Genomic DNA, 22,591 nt, shown 5'->3' with positions numbered 1-22,591 from the left:
TCGCTTATTTCAGGTACTATATGAATGATTCTAATCAAAATACGAGCGATAATTAATTTCAACTAATTATCGCTCATTTTTATTTGTTTCTCATTCGTTTGTCTCATGATTTAAAAAACGATTCTTTCAGAATGGAATACATATACAAATCATCAAACTTTCCACATGTAAATTCGTAATGTCGCAATAAGCCTTCCCTTATAAATCCCTGTTTTTCCACTAATCGTTGGGACGGACGATTTAGAGGTTCAATTAAAGCCTCAATTCGCTCCAGTTCAAAATGCTTATACCCATAGTCTAGGACAGCTTTTAGTGCTTCTTTAGCAATGCCCTTTCCCCAATACAGCTTACTTAACTCAAATCCTACCTCTGCACGATAATGCTTGGGATGCATGTTCAAAAAAACACAGCTGCCGATAACTGTATCCATATTTTTTAGAGTTATACCCCAGCGAATTCCCGTTCCTTCTTCTCGTATTAACTGATACCAGTTAATTTCCTCCAGAACTTCGGTTGGTGTTTTATATGGCTCCAAGCCCATATGTTTGACCACGTCTTGATCAGATAAGTAGTCAAACATAGCTAGTGCATCTTCATTTGTTACTTCCCTTAAAATAAGCCGTTCCGTTTCAATGATTGGAAATGTATTCATTGCTAATTCTCCTTTTGTAATGGGGGATATCCTTCTCCAGCTCCACCCTTTGCCTTGTATGAATGAATGCTATCTTAATTGTACCTTATGAACTCATTAAAAAGTTGCTAGAATCTTGACAATATGGTTTTAGAACTCATCCCTTACAATGTAAACGCAGAACCTTTAATCTTAACATAGATCAAAGGTTCTGCGTTTACGTTAAATGCTGTCCTGTTATCAGAATCCCAGTATACACAGCCAATATGAATAAGTGGGGATAAACATAGCCCCCTACTGATTGAAGTTTCACTTTATGTGAATGGATGTTCCAGCTTAACTATGCACCTTTTCTTTTTCACCAAGTCCAAGTGTCTGTGCTGTTGATGTATGAACCTCTTGAAGAAGCTCCGGATTTTCTGCTAGTGAGACACCATAAGAAGGAATCATCTCTTTTATTTTTGGCTCCCAGTCTTTTACATGTTGAGAGAAACATTTTTCGATTACCTCAAGCATGACGTGAACCGCAGTAGACGCACCTGGCGAAGCTCCTAGCAATGCAGCTATCGAGCCATCTGCAGAGCTGACAACCTCCGTACCAAATTGAAGTGTTCCTTTGCCATTCTCCGTATCCTTGATCACTTGCACCCGTTGCCCAGCTACTACTAGACCCCAGTCCTCACTCTTAGCATCCGGAATAAATGCCCGTAATTCTTCCATGCGCTTTTCTTTCGAAGATATCACTTGTTCAATCAAATATTTTGTCAAGGAAGCATTTTTCACACCAGCCGCTGACATTGTCACGAGATTATCTGTTTTAACCGAAGCTAACAGGTCTAGCATGGATCCCGTTTTCAAGAACTTCGGTGAAAAGCCTGCGAACGGTCCGAAAAGCAATGATTTTTCATGGTCGATAAATCTTGTATCAAGGTGTGGCATAGACATCGGTGGAGCTCCTACCTTAGCTTTACCATACACTTTTGCATGATGCTGTGCGATCACCTCTTGGTTATTACATACCATGAATAGTCCACTTACAGGGAAGCCACCAATATGCTTCGATTCAGGAATCCCGGTTTTTTGCAGTAAATGCAGACTGCCTCCACCACCGCCGATAAAAAGAAAGTCTGTCGTATGGTACTCGATTTTCCCATTATCGATGTCATGGACTTTTACTTCCCATGTACCGTCACTCAAACGTTGAATGTCCTCAACCGTATGTCTATAGTTCACCTCAACGTCTTGACTTTCTAAGTGATCGAACATTTTACGTGTTATTTCTCCAAAATTGACATCGGTTCCAGAATCAATCTTTGTTGCTGCAATTGGTTCATCCGCTATCCTATCTTTCATCATGAGTGGAATCCACTTCTTAAGCTGTTCCTGATCATCGGAAAACTCCATATCCTGAAACAACGGATGATCTGACATGGTTTTGTAGCGCTTTCTTAAAAATTCTACGTTCTTCTCCCCTTGCACAAAACTCATGTGAGGCAAAGGCATAATAAAATCCTTTGGATTACGTATCAGATTACTGTTTACAAGGTAAGACCAAAATTGTTTTGAAACCTGGAATTGCTCGTTTACTTTAATTGCTTTCGTCATATCTATCGAGCCGTCAGGTTGTTCATGCGTATAGTTCAGCTCGCACAATGCAGCATGCCCCGTACCTGCATTATTCCAAACGTTTGAACTCTCTTCTCCTGCTCTTTCCAGCTTTTCAAACACACGAATGTTCCAATCTGGTACCAATTCTTTCAACAATGATCCTAACGTTGCACTCATGATACCTGCACCAATTAACATAACATCTGTTTTCGTATAGTTTTTGCTCATTCCCATTCATTCTCCCTATTTTCAACAGAAAAGATGTAATCGCTCTTGTTGAATGATACATCAAACAAGACGTATCTCGTTACAAATCTTTCCTAGAAATATTTAACCCACTCTCTAGTTTACCACTATTAAAGAAATATTTAAATTTTATTTGGTAATTATAAGGAGGTAACAAGCGGACTAGAGTGCTAAAACGTTGAAGCTGCACCGACTAGATTCGAAATTCTATTTATTCTATATAACTGGCAGACATACCCCATAAACAGAACCCCTGATTGAAGTTTCACTTTATGATGTTGGTCTGTGTTTCAACCCTGTGATACCCTGCATCATTTTGCATTATTTACGCTTCTTCTATTTGCTTTTGCTTCGCTTCTCTTTTAAGTTTTATCGGCGCATAGATCAAACCTAATATTAATACAAGTCCCATATATCCAATGGTTGGATAGAAAAGAGAGACTAGATCGGTAAACCCGATAAAACTTACGATAAATCCAACGAGTAGGATGATCGTATAAAAGATTTTAAACTTGCTTGTCTCTACTTTCGTAAAGCGAGCAGCAAACGAATAAAACATACTTATCGCTGTATTAAATATCATAGCAAAGATCACAATTGCCATAATTGTACCTAGTATTGGCGAGATATCGTTGACAATCGCAAGCATTGGCATATCCATATCGCCAACCTCCTCGATTTTAGAGAAGATGGCTAGATAACTCAAAATAATAAGTAATCCAAGCACGAAGCCACCAACTAGTCCTCCTAAAGCTGCTGCCCTTCTATCTTTTTCAGCACCACCCATTACTAATGCCATCGATGCACCTACTGCTGTATTGAAGGATGCATAATTCACCCCTGCAATAAACCAATTTGGCAATGTTGTCGGCTGTTGCTTCGCTAAGTCATCCAAGGAACTGAACGACACATCCATCGTTAAAAAGCTATAGACTGAAATCATCACAATAAATAGAATTAAGAAAGGAGTAATCCCACCAATAACAGAAACAACCTTGTCCACATTCATCATCCCAAGTACCAAGACAAGTACTGTCATAAGGATCGTACCTAAAATTGCTGGCAGTCCAAATTGTTGAGCTAAGTTAGAACCCGCCCCAGCCAACATAACCACACCAACACCAAATAGAGTAAAAATAAGAATATAATCAATAACTGTCCCTATCACGCGACCAAAAATGGTCTCCCCACTTATTGTATAAATAACATCCTTGTGTGAATTCGTTTTCATTTTACTGCCGACCCAGACGAGTGCCATCCCAACATACGCAAATAAAGCGGTTGCAATAACTCCCCCAATAATCCCCATCAGGCCGAAGCTAGTAAAGTATTGTAGCACTTCCTGTCCAGAAGCGAAACCTGCACCAACAATCACCCCAATAAAAGCGCTTCCAATTAACAGGATTTTTTTCATTGTATTTCCTCCCATCGTGTTGCATGATTACTATAACATCTTCACTATGAAATCGATTTGTGTATATACTAAAATAATAGAATAAAATTTTGTTTATTTGTTCAAACCATACACGGAGGAATAAGGTCTATGTCCCAACAGAAAGATATACTGAATAGCTTAAAGGAAAAGATAACATCCCTCGATCAGCTTGCAGACCAGATTGCAGATATCTTCGGATGTCCAATTACAATAGAAGATTCCAATCATCATGTCGTATCCTACAGCAAACATAAAGACAATATCGACCAAGTCCGCATTTCCACGATTATCAACCGAAAGGTCCCAGATAAGGTAATAAATGCATTGTGGAAAAAGGGTGTGATGCCAAAATTAATTGACAGTGATAATCCTGTTCGCATTCCCAAAATTAACGAGATTGGTCTTGGCAATCGCGTTGCTATTTCCGTACGCAACCAAAATGAAATATTAGGATTTGTGTGGGCCCACACATCCGACAAAGCCTTTACAGACGAGGATTTAATATTATTCAAAGAAGCGGCTGCTTACGTGAAGAAATTCTTCATCAAAGATCTACAGCGCCATCGCAAGCTGGAAGAAGGATATCGAGACTTCTTTTGGCAGCTGTTGCGTGGAGATTTGCAAGATACGGACGCTATTAAACAACGGGAAAAGAAATACAATATGCACTTGGATGGTAATAAAGCGATTGTCATTATTCGCTTTACAGATGAAATAACCGAACAAATGGAAAAGCATGCCTTTTACTTATCAGAATCGCAGGTCAAGCTACATGTGATTACAAGTCTCTTTGACAATAATGATTTTATTATGCTCGTACATCTAAAGGATGCATTCGATTACAAGCAAACGATGTATGCCTTTATGGACGACTTCATTACACTAATTAGCCAACAACTAGACTTAGCGGACATATTTGCAGCAGCAGGACTAGTTTATCAACCGGCGCAACAGATCCAAAACTCCTACCAACAGGCTAGAGAAGTATTAAAACTACAAGAAAAGCTACCAGATACCATCGCTCCTGTAAAACTCTACGAAGATTTAGGGGTGTACCAATTTATCGAGCAATTAGCAGCTGCACGGAAGATGAATCAATACAAGAACCCATTTATCGAAAAACTACGGGCTTATGACCAAATTCACGGGACTTCCCTTCTAACGACATTAGAAATGTATTTTCACTGTGATAGCAATGTCTATAACACAGCCAAAAGGCTATTTATTCATCCCAATACAATGAATTATCGCTTAAAGCGAATTAAAGAGGTTAGTGGCATTGATTTAAAAGACCCAAACCAAAAAGCAAATTCCTATCTTGATCTAATTATAGAAAGCATACGAAAAGCATGATTTGTGCATTTACACAAATCATGTTTTTTCCTTTTATATTTTTTCATAATGAAACCGTTTTACATAAACGTTATGATACAAGAACAGATTGATTGAGAAGGAGTTGGATAATGATGATTATCGGTGTACCAAAAGAAATTAAAAACAACGAGAACCGTGTTGCTATGACACCCGCTGGGGTGATTCACTTAATAAATGCTGGTCATACCGTCTATATCGAAAAAGACGCAGGTATGGGAAGTAATTTTACAGATGCGGAATACCAAGAAGCTGGAGCAGAGATGATCGCTAACGCTGCAGATGTTTGGGAAAAAGCAGATATGATTATGAAGGTAAAAGAACCACTTGCATCAGAATACAAATACTTCCGCAAAGGACTTATTCTATTCACATACCTTCATTTGGCTGCAGAACCAGAACTAGCCAAAGCATTAGTGGAAACTGGAGTAACTGCCATCGCTTATGAAACCATTACAGCAAACGGCACATTGCCATTGTTGACACCAATGAGCGAAGTAGCTGGACGAATGGCTACACAAATTGGCGCACAATATCTTGAAAAATCGGAAGGCGGAAAAGGCATCCTCCTTGGTGGAATTCCCGGGGTAAAACGCGGAAAAGTAACCGTCATTGGTGGGGGCGTTGTTGGGACAAATGCTGCAAAAATTGCACTTGGCTTTGGTGCAGAAGTAACCATCATCGACTTAAACCCAGTACGTCTTCGTCAACTAGACGATATCTTTGGTTCAAGCATCCAAACATTAATGTCAAATCCGTACAATATCGCAGAAGCGGTGAAAGAATCGGATCTCGTTATCGGTTCTGTGCTCATTCCAGGAAGAAAGGCTCCCAAATTAGTAACAGATAAAATGGTTCAATCCATGCAGCCAGGTTCTGTGATTGTTGACGTTGCCATCGATCAGGGAGGTAACTTTGAAACAGTGGACCACCCGACCACGCATGATGATCCAATCTATGTAAAGCATGATGTTCTCCATTATGCGGTTGCCAACATCCCTGGTTCCGTACCACGTGCGTCCACGGTTGGCTTGACAAACGTAACCGTTCCATATGCTGTACAAATTGCATCGAAGGGCGCTGTGAAAGCGATTCAGGATAATCCAGCAATCCTTTCCGGTGTCAATGTGATGAATGGAAAAGTAACATACGAAGCAGTCGCAGCAGATCTTGGGTACGATTTCGTATCACCGGAAGATGTATTGAAAGACGCATAAGTAAATAGCAGCTATGTGCCCTTCTACCTTGGTATGAAGGGTGCTTTTATTCACATATAACTAACTGCCAGTAAATGTACGATTGGTTCTAGGGCCTTTAGGTCATATCCTTGTCGTACGAACTATCCGTGGGGGGGGATACCCCCCAACTGATTGAAGTTTTACTTTATATTAGGTATGATCGAAAAGTGCGTTGCCTCATTGCAGAAATTCAACATCGGTAGTCACCTAAGGAGAGATGCAAAATGAAGCTTGGAAGTTACCGCGATACATGGGCAGAAGTTTCGTTAGATGCGATTAAGAATAATGTCAGCGCCTTTAGAAATCATATCGGCAAGCAAACCAAACTGATGGCTGTCGTCAAGGCAGATGGCTATGGGCACGGAGCCGTAGAAGTTGCAAATGAAGCCATTGCAGCCGGTGCTGACTATCTCGCTGTCGCCTTATTAGATGAGGCGATTCAGTTGCGGCGAGCAGGAATTGATTTCCCTATTCTCGTACTTGGATATACACACCCAGCTGGTGTGAGAACAGCGATCGAGCTGGATATTACCTTGACAATTTTCACAGAAGAAGCAGCTATGAAAGTGAAGCATGAAGCAGAGGTGCTGCAGAAGCCCGCACGTATTCACTTAAAGATCGAAAGTGGCATGAATCGAATTGGTGTGAACAGTAAAGAAAAAGCCATTCAAGTAGTCGAAGCAGCTACATCCGACTATGTCATACTGGAGGGTGCCTTCACACACTTTGCCGATGCAGATAATACCGATCCAACTTATACAGAGAAGCAATTCCATCAATTTTGTTTGGTTATTTCATTTCTCAAGCAATACCGCCATATTCCAATTATTCACTGCTGTAATACCGCAGCAACCATCGCCTATCCAGCTATGCATCTAGACATGGTACGTGTCGGTATTGGGCTTTATGGTTTATATCCAGAGAAACATCTCAAGGAAAAGATTAACTTGACCCAGGCCATGAGCTTCAAAACCAAGCCTATCCATATCAAGACATTAGCTCGCAATGAATTGATAAGTTATGGACTAACCTTTCAGACTACAAGGGAAAGTAAGATAGCAACCATTCCCGTTGGCTATGCAGATGGCTTTTCGCGCTTACTATCCAATCGTGGCGATGTAACCGTCCACGGAAAACGCGTACCGATCGTCGGCAGAATCTGTATGGATCAATCAATGATTGATATTACCGAGGTTAATAAGAATGTCAGCTTAGAGGATGTGATTACCATTTTTGGTGAGCCTAGCGAAGGCTATGTCGCCATGGAGGAGGTTGCTGATTTAATGGGAACTATTCATTATGAAACAGCCTGTTTAATGGGGAAACGCGTCCCACGTGTTTATGTAAGAGGCGGGAAAGCCATGGAGTTTAGAGGAATGGTTGAAGAAGGAGTTATTACTGGTAGTTGAAAAAAAGCAAAAAGAATACAAATGTGACTTTCTCCGCTTTACGTAAAAGTTCCATTAAGAACGAAAAGCGGATTTTTATATTGTAGAACAAAAGCAGATGGTATAGATGTAACCTATTCCAATTGACTTCTATTATCGCTTCTGCTAGATTATAGGTAATTCATATACGTAACGAAAAGGAATGTTACCTTTAGTGGGCATAACCTGACGAATAAGGAGCACCATTGCTGTGTCCCTTGCATTCGTCAGGTTTTTTTATTGCCGTTATGAAAATATGGAACGTAAAGGAGCAGAGATAATGGAAAATTATACATTTCCAGATGGGTTCTTATGGGGTGGCGCAATTGCAGCAAACCAAGCTGAAGGGGCTTATCAAACAGATAATAAGGGCTTAACCATTGTTGATTTATTGCCGACAGGAGATAGTCGTCGCGCAATCATGAAGGGGGATGTTCCTTCCTTACAACCATTGGCTGGCGAGTTCTATCCGGCTCATGAGGCGATTGATTTTTATCATAATTATAAAGAGGATATTGCTTTATTTGCAGAAATGGGCTTTAAAGCACTACGTGTGTCAATTGCTTGGGCACGGATCTTTCCAACTGGAGAAGATGCAACACCAAATGAAGCAGGATTAGCATTCTATGATTCGTTATTCGACGAGCTACGAAAGCATGATATAGAGCCAGTCGTAACGCTTGCACACTTTGATGTGCCTGTTCACTTAATTGATACGTATGGAAGCTGGCGCTCTCGTGAGCTTGTGAGCCTATTCGAACGCTATGCAAAAACGGTGTTCGAACGTTACCAAGACAAGGTGAAATATTGGATGACCTTTAATGAAATAAACATGCTGCTTCACCTTCCATTCCTCGGTGCTGGACTGGTCTTCGCTGAAGGAGATAATCAAAAACAAATTCAATATCAAGCAGCCCATCATCAATTAGTGGCTAGTGCCTTAGCAGTAAAAGCATGTCATGAAATCATTCCAGATGCACAAATTGGCTGTATGCTAGCAGCAGGGATGTTCTATCCATACAGTTGTAATCCAGAAGATGTAAAGCTGGCGATGGATAAGGATCGTGAATCCTTCTTCTTTATCGATGTACAAGCACGTGGGGAATATCCAGGCTATGCAAACCGCTTCTTCAACGAAAATAACATTCACATTGCGATGGAGCCTGGAGATCTTGAAATCCTCAAGAATCATACAGTCGATTACATCGGATTTAGCTATTATTCCAGTAGAACGATCAGCTCTGACAAAGAAGTGATGAAAAAAGCGACAAGCGGGAACGTATTCGGTTCAGCAGTGAACCCTTATGTATCTAAATCAGAATGGGGCTGGACGATTGACCCAGTTGGATTTCGCATCACCGCAAATCAATTGTATGATCGCTATCAAAAACCGTTGTTCGTAGTAGAAAATGGCTTAGGTGCTATTGACCAAGTAACTGAGGCTGGAACGATTGAAGATGATTACCGTATTGCATATTTACGTAGACACATTGCCGAAATGGCTGAAGCGATCGAAGATGGCGTACCAATTATTGGTTATACAAACTGGGGGCCTATCGATATTGTCAGTGCCTCTTCCGGAGAAATGAAAAAGCGATATGGCTATATTTATGTCGATCGCGACAATGAAGGAAATGGTACTGGTAAGCGAATCAAAAAGAAGAGCTTTGACTGGTATAAACGCGTTATTTCATCTAATGGTCAGCAACTTGATTAGCATTTTAACGAATAAGAACTTTGGTATGCTCTTTCTTTTATGAAAGCGTTGACGTATGAAAAGAAATAGGCTTATAATACTAGTAAGTTATTAATAACTATAGATATGATGATTAGGGTTGTAACTGGTCAGCAGGCAAAACCTAAGTCACCTTTTATAGACCTGTATTAGGTTTATTTCAAAGTGGCTTAGGTTCTTTTACTTTTCACGAACGTTGTATGTGAAGGAAGGATAGCGAATGAAGATTCATAAAGTACTAAATAACAATGTTGTCAGTGCATTTGATGAAGAAGGCATGGAATTGGTTGTCATGGGAAGAGGGCTAGCATTTCAAAAGAAAGCTGGTCAAGAAATCGAAGCGGATAAAATTGAAAAGGTGTTCACCTTAAAGGATCAGCAAACCTTTGATAACTTTAAGCTATTGCTACGAGAAATTCCGGCTGAGCTCATGTCTGAGGTTGAGCTGATCATTAAGGATGCTAAGGAAGCCTTGAATACAGAGCTCAATGAAAAAATTTATTTATCCCTTCCAGACCATATTCATTTTTCTATCGAGCGTTATCAGCAAGGGATTACCATACAAAATGGTATTCTTTGGGAAATTAAGCAGTTGTATAAGGATGAATTTGCGGTTGGAAAAAGAGCAGTAGCACGCATTAATCAACGGTTTGATGTCGAGCTGCCCGAGGATGAGGCAGCGTTTATCGCCATTCATATTATTGAAGCAAATATGAATGAGGACACAGAAAATACGTTTAACACGACGAAGTTTATTCAACAGATTATCAATATCGTCAAATATCATTTTAATGTGGAGTTCAATGAAGATTCGTTGAACTACGGACGCTTTATTACACACCTCAAATATTTTGCCCAACGTGTATTTAATGGTTCTCATTATAAAAATGATGATGATTACTTATATATCATGATTAAGCAAAAGCATAAAGAAGCATCCAAATGCACCGAGAAGATTAAAAGCTATATTAAAAGGCAATATAATCACGAGCTGACAAATGAAGAAATGCTTTATTTAACGATTCATATCGAACGTGTCGTGAACCGTTAAAATCCAGATGGATAGCCCTGTCATCATGAAATATCTTAACAAATAAATCATAAAAGCGATTAGGATTGTTACTGATTAAGCAGGCAAAACCTAAGTCATGGAAGAGGAACACGAGTATGTTCTAGCTCTTCTATTGGCTTAGGTTTTTTTCATACTCTTTTCGCTCAAACGCCTAGAGGAGGTTTACTATGGATAACCAAGCATTAGCTAAAGAAATTATACATCATGTGGGCGGCGAGGATAATGTACAATCACTTGTTCATTGTGCTACGCGTCTACGCTTTACCTTACAGGATCCTTCGAAGCCTAATAAGGACAAATTAGAAAATACAGAGGGTATTATTACAGTGAAGGAGAGCGGTGGACAATTCCAAGTGGTTATCGGAAACACCGTGCCCGAAGTGTACCAAGCAATTGGTGCGATTTCTAATATTCTAGAAGATGATAAAAAAACGACAGATGCTTCCACTAATGAATCAAAGGGGAATATTGTCGGACGTGTCGTAGATGTCATTTCTAGTATTTTTGCACCATTGTTAGGCGTAATGGCTGGAGCAGGTATTTTGAAGGGGCTACTATTAATTGCTGATAACCTAAATTGGTTAGACCCAGCCGGAAGCACCTACACGATTTTATATGCAGCTTCAGATAGCTTATTTTATTTCCTACCACTACTATTAGCGGTAACCACCGCACGTAAATTTGGTGCGAATGTTTTTACCGCATTGACAGTAGCTGGCGCACTTGTCTATCCAACCATTGTAGAATTAGAAGCACAGGATGCTGCTATCGATTTCTTCGGCATTCCTGTCGTGATGATGCCTTATTCATCAACGGTTATACCGATTATTCTATCTGTAATTATGATGAGTTATGTAGAAAAGCTCTCGAATCGCTATATTCACCAAAGCGTGAAAAACTTTTTAACACCGTTAATCTCTTTAGTCGTAATGGTGCCAATTACCTTAATTGTCTTCGGACCAATCGGTGTATCGATTGGTAATGGGATTGCCGACGCACTACTTGCTGGATTTAATTTTAGCCCATTACTTGCAGGAGCAGCATTAGGGGCTGGCTGGCAACTATTCGTTATCTTTGGGGTGCACTGGGGACTTGTTCCTGTCTTTATCAATAACATCGCTGTTTACGGACAGGATGGAATTAAACCAGCAGCTACCGCTTCGGTATTCGCTCAAACTGGAGCAGCCTTTGGGGTATTCTTAAAAACGAAAAACAAAAAATTAAAAGCACTTTCCGGTTCAGCCACGGTTACCGCATTATTCGGGATTACCGAGCCTGCGGTTTACGGAGTAACCTTACGATTGAAGAAACCCTTTATCGCCGGCATTATCGGTGGGGCCGTTGGTGGGGCAATTATCGGATACGGTGGTACACAAGCATTTGCCTCCGGTGCACCAGGGTTATTAACCCTACCGATCTTCTACGGGCCAGGTGGCGAAGGATTTTTCGCCTTAATTCTTGGAATTACCGCTTCCTTCATAATCTCTGCCGTGCTAACCTATATGCTAGGCTTTGATGATCCAGTGGAAGAAACTGTTGAGGAAGCAAACACAGCTATAAAAGACGATAATATAGAATCGGTAGATGAGCAAATTTTTAGCCCATTGGAAGGAGAGGCAATTGCATTGACCAATGTAGCTGATCCTACCTTCGCTTCAGAGGCAATGGGTCAAGGGATTGCGATTAAGCCTCAGACAGGTCGGGTTGTTTCTCCAGTTAATGGAACCATCTCCGTTGCCTTTAAAACCAAGCATGCGATTGGTATCGTTTCGGAGAATGGTGCTGAACTATTGATCCACGTTGGTATAGATACCGTACAGTTAGATGGGCAGTACTTCACTTCTCACATCCAACAGGGAGATGTAGTGAACATTGGTGATGTTTTAGTAGCATTTGATATAAATAAAATCAAGGAGGCCGGTTATGATGTAACAACTCCAATCATTGTCACCAACTCGAACCAATACAGTACGGTCGATGCTACAGCTGAAAATCAAGTAAAAGAAAAAGATTCGATCCTGACACTTGTTGCAAAGGACTAAACAAATAAAACCCTCTATTGTAATGAACTAACCTAGTAATATGAGACAAGAAAACGCACCTATACTGCCTTTGCCCTGAATGGAACAGGGGGAAGGCAGTTTAGTTTTGAAAAAGGCCGTATATAGTTGTATATCGTACAGTACAATTCTATTTTTTCTAGTACAATAGTATTTGTAAGACACACCCTTTGGAAGGATACAATGATGGTATTATCAAAGCAACTCCCTTTCCGGGACATGCTTACGTAGTATAATCAGGTTGAATCTCCAGTAACTGGAGAACGTAAAATAAGATATTGGAGGTGAGTCATGTGCATGCAAACAGCGGCATGGATTTTCAGAAGGTTTTAGATTCTAAAGCTGTGACGGATACGTTTTCCATTGGGCAAGTGGCGAAAATGATTGGAACTAAGGTCAGAACCGTCCGTTATTACGATGAAATTGGGTTAATAAAGCCTACGAGTCATACGGATGGTGGACATCGATTATATACGGCAGAAGATATATGGCGTTTAGAGTTAACGATTACCTTGCGCTATCTTGATTTTAGTATTGATGAAATAAGCCAGCTCATTTCTGGGGAATTGCCGGTTGAAAAGGCACTCGATTGGCAGATCGAATCGCTTTCGACACAGGCTAGCGCACTCACCAATATGATTGAGATTTTACGTCAGGCGAAGCAGCACCAAGGGGATTCACTGCGTTATGTTTACGACCTCGTTCATGAAAAAGAATTAACTATCGAGAAACGAAAACAGTTCATTTCTGAGAAGGTGGAAACCTTGAACATTTTTGCAGAGATTCCTTCAGAATGGAAGGAGCCAATGTTATATTTTTTCAATAAATATATTGTCAATCAAGCGAGGGTAACAGCAAAACAAACAGCCGCTTGGAATGAGCTTCAGGAGCTGATAAACGATCCCCAATTTATCAAGGAACTGAATAATATTGAGTTTTTCTTCTTACATACAGGTTATAAACCTCGTTACAGTGTAGCCACATGGATGAAAAAGCTTGAGAATATACAATATCGATTGAATCATGCGGTGGATAAAAAACATGCTGCCGACAGTCCTTATGTACAGGCCATTGTCGAGGATATGATTATGCTTTATGTCAATACAGAGCAAGCATTTAATAAGGAAGATTTTATCCGTTCTTTTGCAGAATATGTTCAGCAAACGAGGGCGCCACTGCTCGAACGCTGCAATACACTATGTTCCATTATAAGTCCTTCATTTCATTTGCTTGCAAAAGGTAATCTCGTACTTTATCAGAGCTTACAGCTAAAGCTAGAGCAACTGTCAGATCAATCATGCGAACAGCCTGAAGGCTAACGTCCCCTGGCTGTTCACCTGTACCATTTAGCCTTTTTCCAGCTCAAACGCCTGGTGTTCACCCATATTTTGCTCCAATAGCTTAAATGGCTGCTGCTTTAAATAATGATCGAAGAAATCCTGCGTGTAATCGTTAATGAGCCGATGAGCCTTTCGGGCATCAACCCCCTCCAGTTTTTCATATATTGGTGAAAACAGATATAAATCAGAGAAGCCCATATGCTTCATGTCTTTTATTTTCATCCAGTAATTTCCACCTACAGCCACATGTTTATACCGCGGTAACGTTTCCTCTATAATTTGGACAGACACTGTATCTGCGGTGTTTTTCACCTCTATGGAGTCATCGGCACTCATCATCATAAAGGGCTTTTTCATCCCTTCTGCTGGAATCCGTTGTTTTCCATATAAAATGCCATATTAATTGCAGCCTTTATTCTAGAATCCGACATTAGCATCTGTGCACTTGTCGCCCCTCCAAAAGAGTGGCCAAACATCCCTACATTGCTCATATCCATGCGACCCGTAAAACGACGATCCGGATCATTATTGGCTAGCTTCTCTACTTGATCCAGCACAAACTTGGCATCTGCTACCCAGCCTTCATTCGCTTTATCCAAGTAAGCGATTGATTCGGTATCTTGTGGCACAAAGTTTGCAACACGACCATCAGCAAAAACAGATGCTGTACTACTGTACGTATGATCTATGCCCACCACTATATATCCATGACTCACTAAATGCTCGATCTGAAAAGTATTCTGATTCTTATGCCCACTAAATCCATGCGAGAAAATAAGAACCGGATAAGATGGCTCCCGATTGGAAATCGCCGCGTTCTCAATGGCATGTGTTTTAACATAAGCGAACGTCGTAAACAACAGTTTCGGCATATTCAGAAGCTTACTATACCCCTCCACAAACACATCTGGGTTAGAAAAATAGAGCTCTGTTTCTCCTTCTGCTTGAGCATCTGCAGGATACCAGATCTGCACCATTAACTCTCGCTTGTCACCCGGATCTGGCGTGAAGGTTTCATCCCGCGCCTGATCCTTCCAGTCGTAGGTAACGGTGCCGATTTTGTACGGACCTGTCGGCTCCTCAAAGGTGAAGACCGGAAGTATAAGCGGCAGCGCAACGGCCACGGAAGAATAGATTACAGCTAACGTTATCAGTGCTATTCGTTTTACGCGGGATGCTTTTGTCACCACTCGCTCAGCAGACTGTTCGGATTTGAACAGCAATCTACCGGCTACAGCCACTAACGGAACTACTGTCATAACATAAGCCGGAATCATCTGCCAGCGCCAGCCTTCAATAACTCCATGTATCAGTATTAGAATGGCGGAAACACCGAAACCAATAAGCAACCAAGGCACAGGCTTTTTCTTGGCAACTAGAATCCAACCGATCAGCAAAAGGTTGAAGACAATAACGACTATCTCAAAAAATCTCATATGCATAGAACCTCCTCGTTTACGTTAGCTTCTAGCTTCAAATGCTAGCTGCTTGCTAATATAAACAATACATTATCCAGTAGGTGGAGATTCAAGGACTATTTTATTCATTCAATCACTGCAACTTAACGGAAAGGCGAAGTTGGTGAATGGCGAATTTCTTCTCTAGATATTCTGTACGAGGCTCTTTAAGGAAGTATTGACTTTATTTTTTAATGATTGCTTAAAAGAAGTACATGGTATAGGCGTTAATAATATAGGTGACCTCTGAGCGGGCAGTGGATACATTGCTTTCCTTACTCATGATTAAGTTTAAAGTTAGGATATGTTCAGATTAATTTGTGATTCATTATAATCATATCCTTTAATAGCCCTTTGCGTAAGTCACTCCAATTATATTAATCTTAAGTCTTCTTTTAGAATAATTACTTTCATTCTTGTTTTTGTCGCCTTTGAAAGCGAGTAACTTTTTCACGATTTCCGCATATTCTCATTGAACACCATTTTCGCCTTCCACGAGTATCGATAAACAATAAAACGCAACTTGGATTCGCACAACGATGTATAGAGGATAATTTATTGCTTGTATAAAGTTTAATAGCATCCAGTGCTACTAGCGAAATTAAAACATTAGATGGTTGTCCAATGGGGACAGGTATTAACTCATTATTTTCTACCTTATAAGTGAATGGTGCCTTTTCAATAACTGTTTCCAGATAATTAATCCACCCTTCAGAAAGATCTTCTCCATCGGCTAAACTTTCATATCCCTTACGCAAAAATGAGCGAATCTCTCTTAAGATTGGTAAGACCTGACTAGACCACTCTTGTACATTATCTGAAATTTGTTTAGTTAGAAGAATATTCTCCTCTAGTAAAGTATTCACCCAATTAATTACATCTTCTGATTTTGTCAACAAATCATATCGGGTTCCATTCCGAACCACTTCTGTATTTACCAAATCCAAAGATAGATAACCAGAAATTAGTGGGAAGTTACTTTCACTAACCATTATAATCCCTCATTTCTATAATTATTTTAATATTAACCTATTGTAGCATACTTGACAGGTTAATTATAATTGTATATTGTATTAACCATTAAAACCGAAATTTAATGGTTAATACATTTATAGGAGGAGATTTTTTGCAACATTCTTTTATGGGTAATCGAGTTATTCTGATTACATTTATCACACTTATGGGAGCATTTGGTCTAAACCTGACAGCAGGGCAATTTTTTGCTCCACTGAATAACACCTACGGATGGGACTTAACAACACTTAGTTTAGCAGTGTCTCTCAATATGATAACTTGGGGAATTTTCCAACCGATTATGGGAAAATTGATTGATAGGTTTGGTCCTAAGTCAGTAATTGCTAGTAGTGCAGCGTTAATGGGAATTGCATTTTTGTTATCCGCAACAATCACTGAAGTATGGCAATTCTTTATTTATTATGGGGTTTTTACCGCAATTGGTTTTGCAGGCTGTGGTTCTATGGCCAACTCAGTATTAGTATCAAGATGGTTTGTGAAGAAACGGGCTAAAATGCTTTCAAGAAGTTCAATGGGAATGAACATTGGTCAACTTTTACTATTACCTTTAACTGGTTATCTAATTGCTAACACTGGTTTCCGCTCTGCATTTGTGGTACTTGGAATGATTATTCTGGTTGTTGTCGTGCCTTTAGTTTTATTTGCAGTTAAAAATAATCCAGAAGATGTTGGTCAATTGCCAGATGGAGATTCTACGGCAATATTTTCACCACCTCAGAGTGCAAAATTGTCAGAGGCATTAAGAAGTGGTCAGTTTTGGATTGCAAGCCTAGGATTTGCTTCTTGTGGTTTTACACTATACTTAGTAACCATGCATCTTCCAAATTTCGCAGTTGATCTAGGGGGGGATACCTCACTTGGGGGGCAATTACTTGGTATTGCTGCTTTTGCGAGTGCAGTTTCAATGTTTGTAACAGGACAATTAACTCGTAATTTTGGAAAGAAAAATTTGTTGATTATGCTTTATATTATTCGCCTGATAGCATTTATTTGGCTAGCAATATCACCGGGGATATGGCAGTTATATGTATTTTCAATTGTTTATGGAGTTTCATCAATGCCAATCATTCCACTAGTTACGGGGATTATTGGTGATCGATTTGGTAAAAATGCAATGGGAAGTATTCTAGGGTTTAGTTGGCTTCTTCACCAAATATTTGCTGCATTAGGTGTATTCCTTGGTGGGTACCTTCGAACAATAAGTGGAGATTACTCTTATGCATTTGGAATGGGTGGCTTAATATTAGCAATCGGTGCAGTAATTACATTTTTTATGCATCCAGAATAATCATATTATAGTTAAGCTCTTATAAACTATGAAATATAGCAAATTGACAAGATTAAAGATAATATAGTAGCATGTTACTATATTGATGTAGTAATTAATTATAATGTAAAATGCAATTTAATACGAGGTGTATAAATTGAATGATTTCCAAAGTCTATCTGAAACGGAAATGAAAATAATGAAAGAAATTTGGAAAATAAATCGTCCCTTTAAATCGAATGAATTATTGGAAGTTTTTCTAGTAAAAGAAGGTAAAAAATGGAAAGGGCAAACAATCGCAACCTTTCTTTCTAGGTTAGAAGATAAAGGGATGCTTGCTGTAAAGAGAGAAGGACGGTCAAATGTTTATAGCCCAAGATTATCGTTTGAAATGTACGAAAAAAAGAAAGCACAGGGTTTTTTAAATACGATGTATAAAGGATCTGTGAAAAATTTTTTAGCGACACTTTATGATGACGATATTAATTCTGAAGAATTGGATGAAATCAAAAAATGGTTTGATGATAAGTAGGTTTGATAATGGTGGAATATCTAACTATAATTATTGGTCTATCTATAGCAGGAAGCAGTGTATTGTTATTTTCACTATTTATAACATATCTTTCTAAAAGGACTCTTTCATCAAAGTGGTATTATCGGAATAGAAAATTATCTTTATTCTTTTTTCTTGTTCCAGTCTTTCTAGTGTCAGATTTATTATCGGTAATTAACAGCGAAGATGTGACTACTCAATATATAGAACAATCTATTATTTTTCAACCTGTCTTATCTTTAACAACGGCTTTTTTTCAAGTCGTTGTTGTAGTTTGGGTTATTGGCGTAACGATTAGTAGTTTAAGATTTATATATATATTTATGCGATTCACGAAAAAACTTAAAGCGAGTTGCTTTTCTGTTCCAAAAGAAAATATTGTATACGATGTTCTACGCAAACAGATGGAGAATATGAATCTAAACTCTCCTGTCGAAATCGTATTTTGTCGTTTAAATATCAGTCCCATAATTATTGGTGTTTTTAAGCCTACTATTGTATTACCGATGCATGATATTCTACCAGATGAGTTAGAAATGATAATTAAGCATGAATTAATACATTATAAGCGAAAAGATTTATGGGTAAAGAGAGCTGCGTTGCTCGCAACCATACTCCATTGGTATAACCCATTTGTTTATATATTACAAAAAGAAATCAATAAATGGAGTGAACTTTCCTGCGATGAAGATGTCGTGATAAAAATGTCTCACAGAGAGAGAAAAAAATATGGTGAAACCATTTTAAATATGATCTACCGTTCCAATCAAGAGACAAACCCATATCTTTTGGGTACTTTTTTTGCGACAGGTCAAGTCAATTTAAGAAAAAGATTATTGAGAATATTAGAAGCAAAAAAGGTTAGTAAATCTATTGTATTCCTATCCTTCATAATATTTATAGCTATCGGAAGCGGTAGTGTTGTAAGTGCTAACTTAATTCACAAAAATATAAATAGAGTATCAGAAGTGGTGCTTTTTAAAGCTGGTATTGACAAGTCAACAGAAGAACAAGAAGAAGGGAGTAATTATGAAATAAATTCAGTCAAGAAATCTGATGAATCTAAATTCTCGAGAGAAGATTGGGAAGAAATTCTTAAACAAGTTGAAAATGGTGAAATAGTTTTAGAAGACGAATGAATAGAATAAAGTAAAACATCATTAATTATAATAAATCACTTATACGAGAAATCATATTCTTTAATACTCAAAGAAAGCGGCTTATACATGCATTGCATAAGTCGCCTTCTTTTTAGTATTATCTATCTACCAGCAACATTTGCTCACAAAGGGTTGAAGTTTTATCTTTTCTTTTTTTTTCTTTTTTTAGTTAACAAATAACGAAATAGGAAAAAAACTATTAAAGCCCCTACCCCTACAAATATTATTTGAGAAAAGAACGTATTGAGTTCAAAACCACCCATAAAAATAACTCCTTTTATTTTGAAGATTTAGAGCTAGAAGTCCATTTCACTTTTGAATTAGTAGCACTTGTGATTTTTAAAGTAGTTGTTAAATCAAAAGAATCGCTAAACCCGATTGGTTGACCTCCAATAACTATCCCATTTACTTTAGTAAATGAACCTCGACTTTTTACTGTTTTCTTATTATTAATGACTTTTTTCAAAGAGTCAACTACTATGGTTGTTGGTGCATTTGCTTTTGTGCCAGCTTTAGTAACGTCAGTTATCTTAATAGAACCTTTGTTGACTGTGTAACTAGTATTTATTTTAGCTCTGGCCGCTAAATAAACTCCCCAAAAGTCAACTTTATAACTTGTTTTCCATTTTGAACCTGGTTTTCCACTATGACTAGCAAATGTTGAAACAGAATCTGAGTTATTTTCACTAACAGTAGCAGTTTCGGCAACTACAAGGGTGCACCGACTGGCCTCAAAAGTGTAGCAGGGGGATTCTTCACGACAAAAAGACTTCGTTTTTTTCTCCGTCATAAACCATTCTCTTTATTTAGGCTAAATCCTTGGCCACTTATCCTTACTTTATACTATATAATGAGTTTATTCCCCTAAATATTTCTTATTCCCTAATTTCTACCCAAAAATAGAACTTAGGAGGGGTTTTATGCAAGATACATTAGTTCTTATCATAATTATAATGATACCTAATCAAAAAGAGTAACTTTTAAGTTACTCTTTTTGGTCAATCATACTCCTATTATCTCTTTTAATCAGTCTTCTAAACAAATAAATTAATCCAGCCAAAACTGAAAATGTAATAATAGATCCAATAATCCCAAAACTACTTAACATGATTATCCTCCCACTATTTTATTTTGGAGTAACTGTAAAAGTACCGCCAGAATGCTTAACAGTAGCAGTAGCCCATGTTGAAGCATATGCAACAACTGCAGTGTATCTCTTAGTTCCAGTCAATGTACTATTTTTTCCAGAAGTAGATAAAGTTCCAGAATATACTTTACCAACTCCTCCACTTCCTATTAAACCATAAGCAGTATGATGAACTGTTGTTTTTACAGACTTTACTTTACTAGCACCTTTTGTTGTACTAGTTTTTAGGTTAGAAGCTCCAAAGCTTTGATTAATAACATTTTGAATGTCATCTTTAATTGTACCACTTACTTTAACGGTTACGCCATTTTGACTCTTAGATCCAGAAAATTTTCTTTGATTTAAACGGAGTTATTTCCCAAGAATCAACTGGTTTTGCATACATTTCAATAAAAGCTTGGTCTTTTAGTGAAAATTCCTCCCCAATATCATATTCTTGATCAATTTTTATAAAGTTTTCATATATTTCTTCTTGAGTTAAATTAGACATTTCCTTTTTATATTTTTCTTTCTCTGAGGACTCAATCAATCCCATCAATTCTTTATAATCTTTCTCCATTGTATTTTCCGATGTTAAATCAGATGCGAATACGCTTAAAGGCGATACTAGGCTTAATAATAAACCAATAATTAAAAATGAATTGAGTGATTTTTTCAAAATTAAAACCCCCCTGTACATAAATATAAATAAAATTACGGGAATCTTTAAACCTATGATTTTCTTTTTCCAAATCAGCATTCGTTTAAAGTTTCCTTATTAACTATCCTCCTTTTACTAGTTATCAACATTCATTTTGTAATTAAAAAGACGTGCAATTACAAAAATAAATTATGAACTACAATTATGTAGTACAATTATCACTATACCATCGTAGTGATTCATTGTAAATATTAACTATCCGAAAAGAATGAATTTAGCGTAGGTTAAAACGAATATATTTTTAAAAGATGCTAATAAATCGTTAATAAATTAATTCTAAATTTAAAGACTGTCTAGATTATTTATTAAAACTACACCATACTTTTTTAAAGCATATTTAAATTAAGCTAAATGAATATATTTTTACTACATGCATGTAGTAAAAAGTAAATATAGCTATTATAATAGAATAATCACAGTTAATTATTCATAGGTTATATCTTTAAATTACTAGTGATAGGTAAAACGTAATGCTTAAAAAGGAGCTGTAACAATGGTTAAGAAGTATTTTGTAATGGTGTTTAGTCTGTTTTTTATGTTTTTATTTCATGTGGGTACTGCAAGTGCAGAGGAAAGTTCAATTTCGAATATGGATTCAGAAGATTTTGTTGCTGAACTTGTGTATGAAAAGGATCAATCTACTGAAGAAGAATCTATTGACAAAATATCACCATTTTTAAATTTTACGGTTAGACATTCTTCTCTTGGTATAAATAAACATGTTAAATCTAAAAACAAGTATAAAATGTCAAAAAATCAAAAAGTAAAGGTTGGTGTAATTACATGGAAGCCCTCATCACAAAAAATACAATTGGGATTTATTAATGCTAGTAATGGTAAACAATATTGGACAAAAAGTTATGGTGGTGGGAGGAAAACAAGTGGTAGTTTTATACTAAGTGGACCTAGTGGTACATATTATATTGCCATCCGTACTCCATCTACAAATACTAGAAGTATTAATGTAAAAGGAAGTTTTGACTTTTAATACTTAATATGAATTTGCTCCAGAATATAATAGTTGATGAATTAAATTTATCCGGTGACTTTTTAATTTTTACTCTATTAATATCAGTAGTTTTAACAATAATTTCTTTGTTTTTATCATT

General features: G+C 37.9%; 21 protein-coding genes. 12 read left to right on the top strand and 9 right to left on the bottom strand.

Translation table 11 applies throughout. From position 1 onward, the window contains the following. Positions 1-103: 103 nt before the first annotated feature. The 3 genes from JUJ52_RS05090 to JUJ52_RS05080 form a co-directional block, all read right to left on the bottom strand. Complete coding sequence (locus tag JUJ52_RS05090; RefSeq protein ID WP_205389295.1) at positions 104-652, bottom strand: GNAT family N-acetyltransferase; 549 nt, start codon at positions 650-652, stop codon at positions 104-106. Positions 653-967: 315 nt separating this feature from the next. Continuing rightward, positions 968-2,467 (bottom strand): malate dehydrogenase (quinone), encoded by a 1,500-nt coding sequence (gene mqo / locus JUJ52_RS05085; protein ID WP_205389296.1) that lies wholly within the window; start codon positions 2,465-2,467, stop codon positions 968-970. Positions 2,468-2,810: 343 nt separating this feature from the next. Beyond that, positions 2,811-3,899 carry a YkvI family membrane protein gene (locus tag JUJ52_RS05080; RefSeq protein WP_026682367.1) on the bottom strand — a complete coding sequence of 363 codons (1,089 nt, stop codon included), beginning with the start codon at positions 3,897-3,899 and terminating at the stop codon, positions 2,811-2,813. A gap of 129 nt (positions 3,900-4,028) precedes the next feature. Here JUJ52_RS05080 and JUJ52_RS05075 point away from each other — a divergent pair, with 129 nt between their 5' ends. The 7 genes from JUJ52_RS05075 to JUJ52_RS05045 all read left to right on the top strand — a co-directional run bounded on the left by JUJ52_RS05075 (position 4,029) and on the right by JUJ52_RS05045 (position 14,142). Next, positions 4,029-5,273 (top strand): PucR family transcriptional regulator, encoded by a 1,245-nt coding sequence (locus JUJ52_RS05075; RefSeq protein WP_205389299.1) that lies wholly within the window; start codon positions 4,029-4,031, stop codon positions 5,271-5,273. Positions 5,274-5,386: 113 nt separating this feature from the next. After that, complete coding sequence (ald, locus tag JUJ52_RS05070) at positions 5,387-6,508, top strand: alanine dehydrogenase (protein ID WP_026682369.1); 1,122 nt, start codon at positions 5,387-5,389, stop codon at positions 6,506-6,508. 245 nt (positions 6,509-6,753) lie between these two features. Further along, complete coding sequence (gene alr, locus JUJ52_RS05065; RefSeq protein WP_121604151.1) at positions 6,754-7,938, top strand: alanine racemase; 1,185 nt, start codon at positions 6,754-6,756, stop codon at positions 7,936-7,938. Positions 7,939-8,236: 298 nt separating this feature from the next. Beyond that, complete coding sequence (ascB, locus tag JUJ52_RS05060) at positions 8,237-9,673, top strand: 6-phospho-beta-glucosidase (RefSeq protein WP_205389301.1); 1,437 nt, start codon at positions 8,237-8,239, stop codon at positions 9,671-9,673. Positions 9,674-9,911: 238 nt separating this feature from the next. Continuing rightward, a complete protein-coding gene (licT, locus tag JUJ52_RS05055; RefSeq protein ID WP_205389305.1) occupies positions 9,912-10,742 on the top strand; it encodes a BglG family transcription antiterminator LicT in 831 nt (276 codons plus the stop codon). Positions 10,743-10,930: 188 nt separating this feature from the next. Next, positions 10,931-12,805 carry a beta-glucoside-specific PTS transporter subunit IIABC gene (locus JUJ52_RS05050; RefSeq protein ID WP_205389306.1) on the top strand — a complete coding sequence of 625 codons (1,875 nt, stop codon included), beginning with the start codon at positions 10,931-10,933 and terminating at the stop codon, positions 12,803-12,805. 311 nt (positions 12,806-13,116) lie between these two features. Then, positions 13,117-14,142: a MerR family transcriptional regulator gene (locus JUJ52_RS05045; RefSeq protein WP_228088843.1), complete on the top strand. Its 1,026-nt coding sequence runs from the start codon at positions 13,117-13,119 to the stop codon at positions 14,140-14,142. Positions 14,143-14,169: 27 nt separating this feature from the next. Here the strand turns inward: JUJ52_RS05045 and JUJ52_RS05040 are convergent, their stop codons facing one another. The 3 genes from JUJ52_RS05040 to JUJ52_RS05030 form a co-directional block, all read right to left on the bottom strand. Then, the gene (locus JUJ52_RS05040) at positions 14,170-14,520 is read right to left on the bottom strand and encodes a hypothetical protein (protein ID WP_226983582.1); all 351 of its coding nucleotides are present in this window, start codon (positions 14,518-14,520) and stop codon (positions 14,170-14,172) included. Beyond that, the gene (locus JUJ52_RS05035; protein ID WP_226983583.1) at positions 14,517-15,599 is read right to left on the bottom strand and encodes an alpha/beta hydrolase family protein; all 1,083 of its coding nucleotides are present in this window, start codon (positions 15,597-15,599) and stop codon (positions 14,517-14,519) included. Before JUJ52_RS05035 ends, JUJ52_RS05040 begins: the two co-directional genes overlap by 4 nt. Positions 15,600-16,030: 431 nt before the next feature. Beyond that, on the bottom strand, positions 16,031-16,612 hold the full coding sequence (locus JUJ52_RS05030; RefSeq protein ID WP_026682376.1) for a CGNR zinc finger domain-containing protein: 582 nt from the start codon (positions 16,610-16,612) through the stop codon (positions 16,031-16,033). A gap of 134 nt (positions 16,613-16,746) precedes the next feature. Between JUJ52_RS05030 and JUJ52_RS05025 the strand changes: the two genes are divergently transcribed. The 3 genes from JUJ52_RS05025 to JUJ52_RS05015 all read left to right on the top strand — a co-directional run bounded on the left by JUJ52_RS05025 (position 16,747) and on the right by JUJ52_RS05015 (position 19,614). Further along, positions 16,747-17,943 (top strand): MFS transporter, encoded by a 1,197-nt coding sequence (locus JUJ52_RS05025; RefSeq protein WP_205389310.1) that lies wholly within the window; start codon positions 16,747-16,749, stop codon positions 17,941-17,943. Between the two features lie 136 nt (positions 17,944-18,079). After that, complete coding sequence (locus JUJ52_RS05020) at positions 18,080-18,454, top strand: BlaI/MecI/CopY family transcriptional regulator (protein ID WP_026682378.1); 375 nt, start codon at positions 18,080-18,082, stop codon at positions 18,452-18,454. An 8-nt stretch (positions 18,455-18,462) separates the two neighbouring features. Next, positions 18,463-19,614, top strand: coding sequence for a M56 family metallopeptidase (locus JUJ52_RS05015; RefSeq protein WP_166529966.1), 1,152 nt, complete (start codon positions 18,463-18,465; stop codon positions 19,612-19,614). Between the two features lie 161 nt (positions 19,615-19,775). Here the strand turns inward: JUJ52_RS05015 and JUJ52_RS23320 are convergent, their stop codons facing one another. After that, positions 19,776-19,898 (bottom strand): hypothetical protein, encoded by a 123-nt coding sequence (locus JUJ52_RS23320; RefSeq protein WP_255637474.1) that lies wholly within the window; start codon positions 19,896-19,898, stop codon positions 19,776-19,778. Positions 19,899-19,912: 14 nt separating this feature from the next. Next, the gene (locus tag JUJ52_RS05010) at positions 19,913-20,425 is read right to left on the bottom strand and encodes a hypothetical protein (RefSeq protein WP_228088842.1); all 513 of its coding nucleotides are present in this window, start codon (positions 20,423-20,425) and stop codon (positions 19,913-19,915) included. A 316-nt stretch (positions 20,426-20,741) separates the two neighbouring features. On the opposite strand from JUJ52_RS05010, the gene JUJ52_RS05005 reads away from it, so the two are divergent. Beyond that, the gene (locus JUJ52_RS05005; protein ID WP_228088841.1) at positions 20,742-20,942 is read left to right on the top strand and encodes a hypothetical protein; all 201 of its coding nucleotides are present in this window, start codon (positions 20,742-20,744) and stop codon (positions 20,940-20,942) included. 156 nt (positions 20,943-21,098) lie between these two features. Here the strand turns inward: JUJ52_RS05005 and JUJ52_RS05000 are convergent, their stop codons facing one another. Next, positions 21,099-21,440: a hypothetical protein gene (locus JUJ52_RS05000; RefSeq protein ID WP_228088840.1), complete on the bottom strand. Its 342-nt coding sequence runs from the start codon at positions 21,438-21,440 to the stop codon at positions 21,099-21,101. Positions 21,441-21,975: 535 nt separating this feature from the next. Between JUJ52_RS05000 and JUJ52_RS04995 the strand changes: the two genes are divergently transcribed. Then, a complete protein-coding gene (locus JUJ52_RS04995; RefSeq protein WP_205389314.1) occupies positions 21,976-22,470 on the top strand; it encodes a hypothetical protein in 495 nt (164 codons plus the stop codon). The last annotated feature ends 121 nt before the right edge of the window (positions 22,471-22,591 follow it).

Origin of the sequence: Virgibacillus sp. AGTR, from assembly GCF_016919725.2 — a bacterium.
GTDB lineage: Bacteria > Bacillota > Bacilli > Bacillales > Amphibacillaceae > Virgibacillus > Virgibacillus salarius.
The sequence above is the reverse complement of the archived record's forward strand: the minus strand, read 5'-3'. Positions and strand labels throughout refer to the sequence as shown.

Bases quoted from the DNA above. Each gene is read 5' to 3' on its own strand.
- JUJ52_RS05010 (WP_228088842.1), bottom strand. From the start codon at position 20,425: ATGACGGAGAAAAAAACGAAGTCTTTTTGTCGTGAAGAATCCCCCTGC.
- JUJ52_RS05040 (WP_226983582.1), bottom strand. From the start codon at position 14,520: ATGAAAAAGCCCTTTATGATGATGAGTGCCGATGACTCCATAGAGGTG.
- JUJ52_RS23320 (WP_255637474.1), bottom strand. From the start codon at position 19,898: ATGGGTGGTTTTGAACTCAATACGTTCTTTTCTCAAATAATATTTGTA.
- ascB (WP_205389301.1), top strand. From the start codon at position 8,237: ATGGAAAATTATACATTTCCAGATGGGTTCTTATGGGGTGGCGCAATT.
- mqo (WP_205389296.1), bottom strand. From the start codon at position 2,467: ATGAGCAAAAACTATACGAAAACAGATGTTATGTTAATTGGTGCAGGT.
- ald (WP_026682369.1), top strand. From the start codon at position 5,387: ATGATTATCGGTGTACCAAAAGAAATTAAAAACAACGAGAACCGTGTT.
- JUJ52_RS04995 (WP_205389314.1), top strand. From the start codon at position 21,976: ATGGTTAAGAAGTATTTTGTAATGGTGTTTAGTCTGTTTTTTATGTTT.
- JUJ52_RS05050 (WP_205389306.1), top strand. From the start codon at position 10,931: ATGGATAACCAAGCATTAGCTAAAGAAATTATACATCATGTGGGCGGC.
- alr (WP_121604151.1), top strand. From the start codon at position 6,754: ATGAAGCTTGGAAGTTACCGCGATACATGGGCAGAAGTTTCGTTAGAT.
- JUJ52_RS05015 (WP_166529966.1), top strand. From the start codon at position 18,463: ATGGTGGAATATCTAACTATAATTATTGGTCTATCTATAGCAGGAAGC.
- JUJ52_RS05035 (WP_226983583.1), bottom strand. From the start codon at position 15,599: ATGAGATTTTTTGAGATAGTCGTTATTGTCTTCAACCTTTTGCTGATC.
- JUJ52_RS05080 (WP_026682367.1), bottom strand. From the start codon at position 3,899: ATGAAAAAAATCCTGTTAATTGGAAGCGCTTTTATTGGGGTGATTGTT.
- JUJ52_RS05090 (WP_205389295.1), bottom strand. From the start codon at position 652: ATGAATACATTTCCAATCATTGAAACGGAACGGCTTATTTTAAGGGAA.
- JUJ52_RS05030 (WP_026682376.1), bottom strand. From the start codon at position 16,612: ATGGTTAGTGAAAGTAACTTCCCACTAATTTCTGGTTATCTATCTTTG.
- JUJ52_RS05005 (WP_228088841.1), top strand. From the start codon at position 20,742: ATGATTATCCTCCCACTATTTTATTTTGGAGTAACTGTAAAAGTACCG.
- JUJ52_RS05075 (WP_205389299.1), top strand. From the start codon at position 4,029: ATGTCCCAACAGAAAGATATACTGAATAGCTTAAAGGAAAAGATAACA.
- licT (WP_205389305.1), top strand. From the start codon at position 9,912: ATGAAGATTCATAAAGTACTAAATAACAATGTTGTCAGTGCATTTGAT.